Origin of the sequence: Mesorhizobium sp. M0047 (assembly GCF_040323315.1) — a bacterium.
GTDB lineage: Bacteria > Pseudomonadota > Alphaproteobacteria > Rhizobiales > Rhizobiaceae > Mesorhizobium.
This window is the reverse complement of record NZ_JAMYUW010000047.1, coordinates 26314-38952: the sequence shown is the minus strand read 5'-3', so window position 1 is coordinate 38952 and position 12639 is coordinate 26314. Positions and strand designations below refer to the sequence as shown.

Here is a 12639-nt window from a genome sequence, read left to right as displayed (position 1 = left end):
CGAGTTGCAACGCAATCTGAGTATTCGGTCAGCACCGACAATCATGCCGCCACAACTGCATCCCGGAAGGTTCGGCCGGCATTCACGATTTCGTCGAACAGCGGGTGGCGGGTCATGAACACTCCAGCCAGCCAGCCGGCCGCTGCAAGGCCCCCGGCGAATATCGCCTGTCCCGGGGATAGGTCGAAGCGGAAGCCGCCAGCAATGACCGTGGCCAACGAGCCGAGCGTCGTCAAAGCGGCAACGATGCTGCTCTTTCGGACGGCAACAGCTATTTCGTCCCACCCCACCGAGAGCCTGCGACGTACGAAACCCAAGGACACAAAGGCTTGGAACGGCACAATGACCATCAGGCTCAAAGCAGCTCCCATGAGTCCGGCAAGCAAGACCGCGGCTGTCATGATGACTGCGGAGACAGGAATGACGATCAGCGATCGCACGAACATGTCCCTGATGGAACCCATCGCCGTCATCACGGGATTGTTCAGTTCGAAGCTAAAGGTGAAAAGCGACGCGAGGGCCATGACTTGCACCAACGGTGCAACTTGTCGCCATTGATGGCCAAGCAGGATGTCCACGGTAGGATAGGACAGTGCGGCGAGGGCCAGCAGTGCTGGCCAGTGCAGTCCAGTGATGATCTCGAGGGCATGCAGATAGGATCGTTTCAGGTCGCCGCCCTGCCTGGCCGAGGCAGCAAAGGCGGGAAGGACGACTGACATGGCTCCGCCAAGGATCAGTTTGTCAGGTGTCTGGCACACGGTCAGCCCGCGGCTGAAGAGCGCCGCCGCATGTGGCGACAGGACGCGGCCCAGCAACAGTAGCGGCAAGGCTTCGTACGCCCTGTACAGGAAAACCATCGCGCCATTGTAGCCGCCGAAAGCTGCTATTCTGCGCCATTGTTTATACGTCGGCCTGAACATCCAGAAATCTGGACGGAGCGAGAGCGCCAACAGGGCAGTGACCGCACTGCTCGCCAGCCAGGCCCAGGCAAAGCTCATATAGCTGAACCCCGCCAGCGCGAGTGCGATGGTCGACAATCCGCCCGTCGCCGCCCCGGCAAAGTTGATCACGGCAACCTTTCCGAAAGCCATTTCACGACGCATCAGGGTGATGATTTGGATAGGAACCAGCTCCATGAAGAGACACACGGATACCAGCCGAAGATAGGGAACAAGTTTTTCTTCATGGAAAGAGGACGCCAGTGCCGGAGCGGCGGTGACCAGAAAGGCGGCAATTGCCGCCGTGAGGGCGAGCATCATGCTGAAAGTCCCGCGGATGTCCTCCCTGCTTAGGACCGGACGCTGGATCATGAAGCTTGAGCTGGCGAATTCCCGCGCCGACAGGGCGATGCCGAGGATTGCCAAACAAATCACGGAAATCCCGATTTCCTCGGGGGTCAGGATGCGGGAAACAGCTGCGATGGTGGCAAAGTTGAAACCGATCACGATGTAGCGATCGCCCGTGCTAAGCAGAAGTGCGCGTTTGACGCTCATGATGATCCTGAATGCCGGCTCGGGGTGAACAAATGCCGACGATGATGTCTGGGTTGGCCTGGCGTTCTCAGGGCAAGAGAACATAAGCAGGAGGTTCGAAGTAGAAGCCAAAAGGAGGTAGGTCCGTCCCGCGTTTGGTTGAGACGCAGGGTCGCCAAGCCTCTCTGTTAGATGGCCTCGAAAGCAGTCGCCCTGTACTGAGAGCACCGTCCTGCGCGGCGGCCGAAAGGCTATGAACCGCGTTCAAAGGAGGTAGCCGGGTAAGGGGCGGTCTCCCAATAGCCAAATTGTTCCGGTTTCCGACGAGGGTAGTGTGGCAGCCTGATGAAAATCGGGACTCTGACATGTTGAAATGCGCATTGATAGGGGCGGCCTGGCTGCTTGCCACGGCCTCGTCGTCCGCTGGCGATATTGTGTGGGGCGCTAACGGCCACCCCATAACAGCCTATCCAGGCATCGCGATCGAGCGCCAGTTCGACTACCTCGAAGATCTGGGGATGAAGTCCTACCGCGTGAACGTCGCCGACGTTTCTTCAGCGGACCGCCTGGCCGAACTCGTGGCGCAGGGCAAGAAGCACGGGATCGAGGTGCTGCCCGTGATCACGCCCGGCAACATCGACCTGGACAAAGACGGAATCGAAGAACTCTACGGCAAGGGGCGCGCGCTTGCGGTCGCATTCGGGTCCCGGTTCAAGGACGATATCCCTGTCTGGGAACTGGGCAACGAGATGGAGAATTACGCCATCATCAAACCTTGTGAAAAGCGCGACGACGGCTCCACCTACCCCTGCGAATGGGGTGCGGCGGGCGGGACCGGAGTACTGGACTACTTCGGGCAGCGCTGGGCCAAGGTCAGCGCCGTGCTGAAGGGACTGTCCGACGGCATGAGCGAAGTCAGCCCCGGCAGCCGCAAGGCCATCGGTACTGCAGGTTGGGGCCACACCGGGGCATTCGAACGAATGAAGCAGGACGGCATCAAGTGGGACATCTCGGTCTGGCACATGTACGGCCAGGATCCGGAGGCTGCCTTCAAGGTGCTCGCCAGCTACGGCAAGCCTATTTGGGTCACTGAATTCAACAACCCTTACGGCAGCCAGCGGAGCGAACGACAGCAGGCCGAAGGATTGATGCAGGCTATGGTGCGGCTGCGCGAGCTGCAGGCCAAGTACAAGGTGGAAGCCGCCCAGATCTATGAGCTATTGGATGAAACCTATTGGGCGCCCGACTTTGAAGCATCGATGGGGTTGGTTCGTCTTGTCGGCTCCGCGGAACGCGGCTGGAGTCCGGCAGGACCCAAAGCCGCCTACGTTGCGGTCAGGGACCTGATCCGCGGCCCGCGGCCGCAGCCAAGGCCGCAGCGGGATTGCGATCTGGCGGACGGTCAGAAAATCGTGACCGTGACGATGCGCCAAGCGAGTTTTGCCCATTGCCTGATATTGGGGCGCAAGGCGAGCGATGAAGACATCGAAGCATGGTCTGCAGCCCTGGACGACAACTTAGCCGATGTCCCCAAGATGATGATCGAACTCATGCATTCGCGGGAATTCATGAGGAAGTACTCCACCATCGGCTTGAGCGATCGTGCCTATGTCGGCTTCCTATACCGCCTGCTCATGGACAGGGACGGCGACGGGTACGGGCTGGACATTTACTCCAAACAGCTAAGGGAGGGGTCGATGTCGCGGGATACCATTGCCCGCGGCATGATCACCTCCAGCGAATTCACCGACAAGTATTCTGTCCACCTTGGCGCGAACGCGAAGACGGATCCCGGCACCAGTGCGGCAAACTAGCCTACGACGCAGATGGAGGTCTGGACCGCTATGGATATACGCTTCTGTGGTTTCGCCTTTTGCCTGCTGGCCGTGACGACATTCGGCGGCCAGGCTTGCGAAACAGCGGTAGCGACCCAAACCGAGAGGCCGTTCCCTCTGCGCGTACAAGCCGGCAAACGATATCTGCAAGACGCTTCTGGTTGTGCCTTTCTGATGAACGGCGACACCGCCTGGTCGCTGCTCGGCGATTTGACCCGCGAGGAGGCAGATCTCTATCTTCGTGACCGACGCGCTCGCGGATTCAACACGGTGCTGATCGAGAATCGTTTTGCCCGCAACGCCCCGGCCAACGCCTACGGGGACCGACCTTTCGTTCGCGATGGCGACTTCAGCACGCCCAACGAAGTCTATTTCAGGCACGTCGACTGGGTCTTACGCAGGGCACGCGATCTCGGTTTGGTCGTGCTGCTTGCCCCTGCCTACCTCGGCTACGGAGATGGGGACCAGGGCTGGCACAGGGAGATGGCCGCCAGCGGGGAAAAAACGCTCCGGGCTTACGGTCGATTCGTCGGACAGCGCTACGGCAGCCTCGGAAACATCGTTTGGGTGGAGGGTGGCGACTTCAATTTGCCGGACAAGGGCTTGGTCAGGGCTGTCGCCGAGGGAATCCGGGAAACTGACCCGGATGCCCTGCAAACTGCCCACAACGCGCCTGAAACGGCGGCTCTGGACTACTGGCGGAAGGAACCCTGGCTCTCGATAGACAATGTCTACACCTATCAGCCGGTCCACGCGGCGGCCCTGGTCCAGCCCGCTTTAGGCGAAATGCCTTATTTCCTAATGGAGAGTGCCTACGAAAACGAGTTCGGCGCAGACGCGCACCGCGTACGGATGCAGGGCTACCAGGCAATACTTTCCGGGACTACTGGACACCTGTTCGGCAACCACCCTATATGGCACTTTGGCGGACCCGGGCTGTCGCCAGCGGAAACAGCCTGGCAGACAGCGCTCGACAGCCCAGGGGCGAGGAGCATGCAGGTCCTCCACGATTTCTTTTCGTCGATCACCTGGTGGCAGCTCGAACCTGATACGGGAAACGATTTCCTTACCGCAGGACAAGGCAACTACAATGCCCGGACAATGTCCGCGCGGACGACAGACGGGGCGCTCGCAGTCGTCTATCTCCCCAATGGGAGGGGCATTACCCTTGACCCTGCAAAGCTCGCAGGGCAGCAGGTATCGGCTCGCTGGGTAGATCCCTCCACGGGAAGGAGTGAGGCAGCTCCCGGGTCGCCTTTTTCGGCGGATGTCCGCTATTTCGCGCCGCCAACGGGCGATCACGCCGATTGGATATTGGAACTCCATTCGCACCCGGTACAAAGCCAATGACCGCCAGGATTGACGCCGCAGACAAGTTTGACAGCCTCGCAAGCGCCAAGGCAATCAAGGCGGCATCTCATGATCCAAGCGAGCATCGGACTGGCCTGCGTAGGGGGCCTCAAAAGATAGCGTTGTTCGGGCTCTTCGGCAGCGGCAATCTCGGCAATGATGGTTCGCTCGAGGCCATGGTCGGGTTCTTGAGAAGAGAGAGGCCCGATGCGGAACTTTTGTGCATCTGCGGCGAGCCCGGCGTCGTCAAACAGACATTCGGGATCGAGACTTTGCCAATTCGCCGGAATGGCCCGAGGCGCGGCCTGTCGGGAACGATCAACAGGCTATTCTTGAAGATCCCCGGAAAACTCGCCGATTTCGCGCATACGGTCTGGCACGTCCGCAAGGCTGACGTGATGATCTTCCCTGGCACCGGCATCCTGGACGATTTCGGCGAAAGGCCAGCGGGAATGCCTTACGACATCCTCAAATGGTGCCTTGCGGCCCGGTTGGCTGGGACGCGTATTGCCTTTGTCAGCATCGGTTCAGGACCGATCAGGAACCGAGTGAGCCGCCTTCTGATGATTTCGGCTGCCCGGTTAGGCCATTACCGGTCCTACCGAGACCTCCAATCCAAAGAATTTATGGAGAGTGTCGGCTTCGACACCCGTGCAGACGCGATCTATCCGGACCTCGCCTTCGGCCTGCCGGCGCCGACATCGCCTCTTCGCGGTCGCCCCGAGGCGCTGAGGGTGGGTGTCGGCGTCATGGCCTATCGCGGCTGGTACGGCTTTGCCGAAGGCGGCCAGTCAATTTTTTGCCAGTACGTTGGCAAGCTGGCAAATTTCGTCGTCCGTCTCTTGGACTGCGGGCACGAGGTCCGGCTTCTTACAGGCGACGCCGAAGACCGCATCGCCATCGACGCGCTCCAGGCGGCAGTGAGAAACTTCCGGCCTGAAGCAAAGCTCGCATATGAGCGGGTCAATTCGCTGAGCGACGTCATGGGGCAGATGGCGCTTACCGACATCGTCGTCGCAACGCGCTTTCATAACATCGTTTGTGCATTAAAGATGTGCAGGCCGACCATTTCGCTGAGTTATGCTAGGAAGAACGACGTGCTGATGGAAGAAATGGGCCTGGGCGAGTTCTGCCAGCATGTCGAAAAATTCAATGTCGAAACGTTAGTCGCGCAGTTTTCGCAGCTAACGGCAGCTAGGGAAAAACACGAACAGGCGATCAGTGAGCGGCTAGCCGCATTGCGGGAACAGGTCGGTAGGCAGGAGGCGCGCCTGCTCTTCAGCGCGATCAGTTGAAGCGCAACGCGCGGTGCTTGGGAGACACGGCTTGACAGCAACAGCACCCAAAGAGGTTCCGTTGCGCGCACGATCACCACGTTCGGATGCGCGCTCTCGACGACCAAATCCGGATAAGGGCGACAGCCTCAATTTGCCCGCCATGCGCTGGTTACCTCATGGTGACCCTGGCAAACCGGCATTCATCCGAAAGTTGAGGACCAGGGCAGAGGCTACACCCATCGTCTGAAGGTCAAAAACGACGCCAAGATGCTAGCCTGCTGCCGATCCGGCTCGTACGAGCGGCAAACCATTTCGATGGAGACGATGCTGAAGAAGCCCAGGAGGACGTAAGCGATCTTGGCAAATCCTCCCCCTCATTGGAGATTCTGATTGATGGCTAGCGTCGACATCGTCATCCCTTGCTTCAATTACGCGCATTTCCTGCCGCAATGCGTTCAAAGCGTTCTCATCCAGGGGATCGAGGATGTTAGGATCGTCATCATCGACAACGCCTCCACCGACAACAGCGTCGAGGTGGCACATCGGCTGGCAGCGAGCGACGACAGGATCGAGGTCATTTGCCATCAGGCAAATCTAGGCTCCCATGCCTCATTCAACGAGGGCGTGGATTTGGCGCGCGCCGATTATTTCATGATCCTCTGTGCCGATGATTTGCTCGTACCAGGTGCCCTTTGCCTTGGGGTGGCGCTGCTCGACCGTTTCCAAGAGGTGTCGTTTGTGCTGGGCAAGCACAGTGCACCGTTGGCGGGCAACGACATTCCTGCCTTAGTTGCGAATGCCGACGGCTGGACCCTGACGGATGGGGACCGGTTGATCGAGATGTGCTGCCGGAAGATGAAATTCAACTTGACTGCCCATGCAATGCTTGTGCGTACATCCATGCAAAAAGCAGTGGGCCACTATCGGCCGACCGTCCCACTGCTCGATGATCTGGAAATGGCGCTGCGCTTGGCCCGCCGCGGATCCGTTGCGGAGCTATCCGTGCCGCTGGCGATAATACGGGAACACACGACCAATATCTCCCAAGTCATGTGGCAGGACGCACTCCGCAGACTGCAGGAGTATGAAACTGTGTTGGACAGCTTCTTTGCTCACGAAGGTAGCACCATGCCCAACTCACCAAGGCTTTATCGCACGGTCCGTCGCCATTTGGCCGCAGCCGCCTACTGGTCGGCGATATCGCATCTGATGCGGGGCAAGCGCACAGCAGGCATGGACCTTTTCAAGTTCGGCCGAAGGCTCGATCCGGCTTCCATGCTTTTGCCGCCGATCGGTCATCTGTTCAGGACAGACGGTTCCCTCAAACGTGCGAAACGGTTCATTTTAGAGGCCCTCGGGGGTGCACGCCAGTAGCCGTATTTTCGAAGAATTAAACATTGACTGGGGGGCTGGGAATGCCGGATCTAATCGACTCTTCACCAATCGCACCACAACATACATGCCCGAAAACTACCGGAAAGGCCGCAGTAATTCTTGTCACCGACAAGAATTACTTTCTGCCGACGTTTGCAGCAGCATTATCCGCCGATGCACACACCTGGGGGGATACCTCTATCTATCTGTTCGTCGTCGATGCGGAGGAAGCGTGGTTACAGCAATTTGGCGTGGCTGTTTCCGGAACGAAAATTTCAATCAGAGCGGCTAGCTTCCCGCAGTTGGCCGAACTCTCCCGACTTCATCGCGACGTCGTTCCCCCCATCGCGCTGGCACGGCTATGGATCGGTTCACTGTTGGGGGAGGATATCGAACGTTTTCTGTACATCGACGGCGACACCATGGTGGATGACGAGCTCGAGACCTTATTGGCCATCTCGCCACCCGAGTCCGGTCTGATGGCGGTGTCGGACTTCATGAGAATATACGTAGACGAACTAAGTTTTTCTAAGCGCAGGGATATGGTGTATCTCAGAGATTTGGGATGCAATGCTATCTCTTATTTCAATTCCGGTGTAATATATGCGTCAAAAAACGCATGGAATTCTATCGCGGCGTCGGCAATTGGTTTTCTACGCGAGCACCCCGACTGCTGCATCGCATCCGACCAAAGCGCGCTCAATCACGCGGCGCGGGGAAACGTCAACTTACTACCTCTGCGCTACAACTATCAGAGCGAATATATGATGGCGCTGGACCCGCGCGAGCGAGGAATCAAGCCGACGATCTGGCACTTCGTTGGCGCACCTAAGCCCTGGGACGCACCGGGCTGGCCCTGGGATAACTATTTCAACAGGTTCTACCGCCAAGCAGAAGCATTGCTCGAAAACTGCAATATTACACTTCCGATCCCCCCAAAGGCGCAGATGGTCGCGGGTCTTTCTCATCGGGAGCGCAACAGATTTCGCATGAAGTGGGTGTATCCCTGGCGAAGACTTACACGCAGGCAAAAGATCCTGTCCTTGCTGTTACAGTGACACGTGCGGGCCATGCGGAGGTCGGTACGGACGGCGCTACTGTCAGGGAAGCTCTTGCCGACATCGATCTTATCATTGCCGTCGATCCTCTCGAAGGGTTCTCTCAGTCCGCAGGGGTCATCCCACGCACAGCCATGGCCGCCTACCGGAGCATGGCGGCGCATGGCACGTGTTGAAGCGTTGCAGACACTCTCGGGGACCGACGTTCCTCTCGCTGCCTTCCCTGCGCGCCGCATGACCAAGAGACCTCCGGATTGCGGGCCGTCGGATACCATCCGCCGTGGAGCCGGCGTCGCATGGAGCAGCCCCGTTTTGCTGATCGGAAACAGTCGAGCAGCCTAACGGATGTATGGCGATACTCCAAAGGATGGTGCGCTCAACCTTGTCGCCGTCCTGTTACTCCCATTGTTCCGCTTGTCGGTCAGGCATTATTTCCTGAAAAGGTAGGCGTCGTGCAACCGCCCGGAACCAGGACGAGTGGTCGCCGGCAGGAAGTGACATGCATATGGATGCGCGGGGGAACCAGCCGTATGAAGGAAATACCGGGCTGCCGCCTGCCCGAGCAGGTCTGAAAACAGATGCAGGTCTCTCCGGTTGGTCTCATCGTCTGCGCAGGAGTTCTGCTGACGGCAATTTACTGCCGGGCGCCGTTAATCATAGGACTGCTCGCATCGCTGGCTTTCGGCTCTACAGCCCTGATGACGCTCAGTTCTCTGGGAGGGTCGTCGCCGCTTATCTACACTTTCTTCGGGTTCCTTTTGCTGGCGGGGGTCGCCGCCAGGAGGCGGATCTGGCAGGACCTCGGCGACGCATTCGGCAAGATCCGGCCCATATGGGTACTCGTTGGCCTCATGTTTTATGCAGTGGCAGGCGCGTGGCTGTTCCCGCGCCTGTTTGCGGGACAGACTAGTGCCTTCGTCCAATCCAAGACGCGCCACGGCGTCGTCATTGAGGCGTCGCTCGAGCCGGTCTCGTCCAACATCTCGCAAACCGGATATTTCATTCTTGGCGGCCTCACCGTCATTGCCCTATGCATCCTGCTCCTGAACAAGGACAGGATTGACGAAGTTCGGCGAGGGTTTTTCATCTGGTGCATCCTCCATGTCGCCATGGGATTGCTCGACTTTGTGGGCAAGCTCGCGGGAGCTGGGGACCTTCTGCTGGTAATCCGAACTGCCAACTACGCGATGCTCACAGAGCAGGTCCAGGCAGGCTTTTTCCGCATTGCCGGAGCCTATTCCGAAGCATCGGCCTTCGGCGGCGTCTCCCTGGCGTGCCTTTCGTTCTGCTACGTCTACTGGCGCAAGACAGGCTCTCGGCTGGCCCGCTGGCTGTCCGCGGTGCTGCTAGTCTTGCTGCTTCTTTGTACGTCGTCGACAGCATATGTCGGCTTGGCCGTGTTCAGCGTTCCCGTGGCTTTTTCCCTCGCTCGTTCGTTTCTGGCCGGTCGAATTACCACTGACGAGATCCTGATCGTCGGGCTCCTATCGGCCGGGGTCTGTGCTGTAATGGCAATCATCCTCTACAACGAACGCCTCCTTGACCCGGTCATTGAGCTCATTGACTCGACCATTATAAACAAGGGCAGCACAGACTCCGGCCATGAGCGGGCTTACTGGAATATCAAGAGCCTCCAGTCCTTTGCCGACACCAGCGGCCTGGGCATCGGATTCGGCAGCTCGCGCGCTTCCAGCTGGCCGATTGCTGTGGTCTCGCAACTCGGCTTGGCAGGCAGCCTGATGATGGCGGCGCTTCTGGTCGTCTTAATCCGCGGACTTGGCGAGCTCAGGTCGTATGTCGACCGCGAAACGGATGCCGTGGTGTCGTCCGTACGTGCATGCGCCTTGGCCGCAATCGTTGCCGCTTCCATTTCGAGTGGGACCGCGGACCCAGGCATCGTGTTCTTCATCGCTCTTGCCGTCATCGCCGCAACCAGGGTCCGCGCCCGCAGGAACAGGCATGCCCTGGCCAGGCAATTGCCTGGACAGCAGGAATCATCGATCGACGATCCGGCTGTCTTGCGACCAGCGACCAATCCAATCGACCAGGAATTCATCAGCCTGTCCGACATTACAGGTTTCCTGAAGTTGTATGCTCGTTCAATCATGGGTTGCCTAGCGGTGGGCATCCTCGCCGCAGGAATCTACGTTATTACCACTGAGCGCATGTACAGGGCGAGCACCCAAATTCTCATCGAGCCGAACCTCTCCAAACTCCTCCAGCAGCAGTCCGGCAAAGTGAACCTGTCCCTGGATACGGCGCAGATCGAAAGCCGGATCGCCCTGATGAGGTCCGAAAAGACCGCCATGATGGTTATAGACGAACTCAACCTGCGGCACGACGCGACCTTCAATCGGCCGCAAAATCCTACCTTGGCTGAACGCTTCGACAGGTTCAGCGCGTTCACGCTGAAAGCGCTCGGCTTCCAAACAACCGAGAATGCCTACGCTTCCGAATCGACTGGCGAGGGGGTGCCGCCCCTGGACGGTGCTGACAGCACAACACCCGAGAGCGCAGAATTCAAGCGCAGCCGCCGTACCATGCTGACTTTTCAGAACGGACTCGACATTCGTCGGCTCGGTGGCTCGTACGCGATCGAAATCTCGTTCAGCTCCCATGATCCCGAATTGTCGGCAAAGATAGCCAACGCCACCGCGAACGCCCTCGTGCTCGAACAGCTGGTGACCAAGGGAGCGGAGGCTCACGAGGATGGCGCATGGCTCGACAAACGTCTGGGCGCGCTGCGGAGCCAAATGAACAATGCCACGCAGATCGCACAGGCATTCCGCGCCCGGCACGACTACAACGTCGCCAGACCAGGCGGCAAAGGTAAGACGAAATGGGACGCAGGCGAGGACACCCAAGAGCCTACGCTCGAGGAACTCGACCTCACTGCCGACATCTACCGCAAGATGTACCGCAATTTTTTGCAGGCGCACGCCAGTTCTCTGAACCAGCAGTCTTATCCGATTGCAGACGTCCGGGTCATCACACCTGCTGCGCTGCCGCTGTCAGCCGGCCATCCGCGGCCCGAGCTGGTGTTGGCTTTTGGCGCTCTGTTCGGCATCATGGTTGGAGTGGGCCTGGCCTTCGTCCGCAACCTGTTGGACAGGAGCATTCGTTCCTCGCAACAAATCCGCGAGGGGCTCGGTCTGGAATGCCTGGGCGAGTTGCCGCCATTGGGCCGCAAAGGAGGCCGAACGGATGAAGTGACAAGCTCTCCGTATTCGCCCTTCAGCCATAGCCTCAGGCGCGTCAAGACCGCGATCAGCCTTGCAGGAGCCGGCCATTCCATGAAATGGCTCGGCATTACGTCAACAGTGGAAGGGGAGGAAATTTGCTCGACGGCAACCAACCTCGCTTCGCTCTATTCGATCTCCGGCCAGCGCGTGCTGATCCTCGACGCGGACGCCCCCAACCCGGAGCTGACGAAGCTGCTGGTGGTGGGATCGCCTGCCGCTGGCGAGCACGCAGCTGGCCCCGCCGCGCCAAGAATAGTGCCCGTGCCGAACCGGAAGTTCGACATGCTTCTATGCTCGTCGTCTGACGCCTATGAACTGCTCGTCCAGGAGAAGGTGCGCAGCGCCTTCAAAGGATTGGAAGCGTACGATACTGTCATCGTAGTGCTTCCGTCGTTCACTTCTGGACCTGCCAAGTTGACAGTCAGCCCGGTTCTGGATGGCGTCATCTTGGTCGTCAAATGGGGCAGAACCTCCATGGACGCGCTCAAACAACTTGTGCGGTCGATGCAAGCGAGTAAGGCGCCGATAGCCGGCGTATTGATCACCGGGGCCCCTGTTCAGTCACGAAAGTATCTCGCTGCCTACGGACTGCCCTCGGCCAGCCGGCTTTTCCTCCGCAAGTTGCGACCCTTGGCTACGCGGATCGGCAATGCTGCTAGCCGTCCGTTCTTGGGGCTTAGGATTTAACCTCACGAGCGGTGGGTTACTCCTTTTGTCCCTCTTGCGGGCAAGCCCCGCTTGCTGGGAAAATTCCTTTGACAAGCGTCAGGCGTCCGACTACCCGGATCGGGGCGACTACACACGAATGTTCCCGGTGGTCCCTCTCGCGGGTTGGCTGGAAAAACGTGCCGATATTGCCTCGCTCGTGTGAAATGCGCTCCAAGCAGGCCAAGTGCCCAAATAGCCAAATGCCACATTCAATTCATCGAAAAAGACGTAGGTTACGAACTATTTATGTAGCCATAATTTCTGTTGTCGCCGCTGTGATGTCGGGAGCTCTGTTTTATAATAATATGCCTCAGCCGTTGGAC

General features: G+C 58.8%; 7 protein-coding genes. 6 read left to right on the top strand and 1 reads right to left on the bottom strand.

What is annotated here, in order from left to right; translation table 11 throughout:
• Positions 1–41: 41 nt before the first annotated feature.
• A complete protein-coding gene (locus tag NKJ89_RS30440; RefSeq protein WP_352608010.1) occupies positions 42–1493 on the bottom strand; it encodes an oligosaccharide flippase family protein in 1452 nt (483 codons plus the stop codon).
• A 344-nt stretch (positions 1494–1837) separates the two neighbouring features.
• On the opposite strand from NKJ89_RS30440, the gene NKJ89_RS30435 reads away from it, so the two are divergent.
• The 6 genes from NKJ89_RS30435 to NKJ89_RS30410 all read left to right on the top strand — a co-directional run bounded on the left by NKJ89_RS30435 (position 1838) and on the right by NKJ89_RS30410 (position 12295).
• The gene (locus NKJ89_RS30435) at positions 1838–3286 is read left to right on the top strand and encodes a DUF4214 domain-containing protein (RefSeq protein WP_352608008.1); all 1449 of its coding nucleotides are present in this window, start codon (positions 1838–1840) and stop codon (positions 3284–3286) included.
• Positions 3287–3316: 30 nt separating this feature from the next.
• Positions 3317–4657 (top strand): glycoside hydrolase family 140 protein, encoded by a 1341-nt coding sequence (locus NKJ89_RS30430; RefSeq protein WP_352608005.1) that lies wholly within the window; start codon positions 3317–3319, stop codon positions 4655–4657.
• A complete protein-coding gene (locus tag NKJ89_RS30425; RefSeq protein WP_352608003.1) occupies positions 4654–5952 on the top strand; it encodes a polysaccharide pyruvyl transferase family protein in 1299 nt (432 codons plus the stop codon). Before NKJ89_RS30430 ends, NKJ89_RS30425 begins: the two co-directional genes overlap by 4 nt.
• Positions 5953–6327: 375 nt before the next feature.
• Positions 6328–7308 carry a glycosyltransferase family 2 protein gene (locus NKJ89_RS30420; RefSeq protein ID WP_352608001.1) on the top strand — a complete coding sequence of 327 codons (981 nt, stop codon included), beginning with the start codon at positions 6328–6330 and terminating at the stop codon, positions 7306–7308.
• Positions 7309–7349: 41 nt separating this feature from the next.
• Positions 7350–8366 (top strand): glycosyltransferase family 8 protein, encoded by a 1017-nt coding sequence (locus NKJ89_RS30415; RefSeq protein WP_352607999.1) that lies wholly within the window; start codon positions 7350–7352, stop codon positions 8364–8366.
• 578 nt (positions 8367–8944) lie between these two features.
• Complete coding sequence (locus NKJ89_RS30410; RefSeq protein WP_352607998.1) at positions 8945–12295, top strand: GNVR domain-containing protein; 3351 nt, start codon at positions 8945–8947, stop codon at positions 12293–12295.
• Positions 12296–12639: the final 344 nt, after the last annotated feature.

Excerpts from the sequence above, each read along its gene's own strand:
- NKJ89_RS30440 (WP_352608010.1), bottom strand. The coding sequence starts at position 1,493 with ATGAGCGTCAAACGCGCACTTCTGCTTAGCACGGGCGATCGCTACATC.
- NKJ89_RS30435 (WP_352608008.1), top strand. The coding sequence starts at position 1,838 with ATGTTGAAATGCGCATTGATAGGGGCGGCCTGGCTGCTTGCCACGGCC.
- NKJ89_RS30430 (WP_352608005.1), top strand. The coding sequence starts at position 3,317 with ATGGATATACGCTTCTGTGGTTTCGCCTTTTGCCTGCTGGCCGTGACG.
- NKJ89_RS30425 (WP_352608003.1), top strand. The coding sequence starts at position 4,654 with ATGACCGCCAGGATTGACGCCGCAGACAAGTTTGACAGCCTCGCAAGC.
- NKJ89_RS30420 (WP_352608001.1), top strand. The coding sequence starts at position 6,328 with ATGGCTAGCGTCGACATCGTCATCCCTTGCTTCAATTACGCGCATTTC.
- NKJ89_RS30415 (WP_352607999.1), top strand. The coding sequence starts at position 7,350 with ATGCCGGATCTAATCGACTCTTCACCAATCGCACCACAACATACATGC.
- NKJ89_RS30410 (WP_352607998.1), top strand. The coding sequence starts at position 8,945 with ATGCAGGTCTCTCCGGTTGGTCTCATCGTCTGCGCAGGAGTTCTGCTG.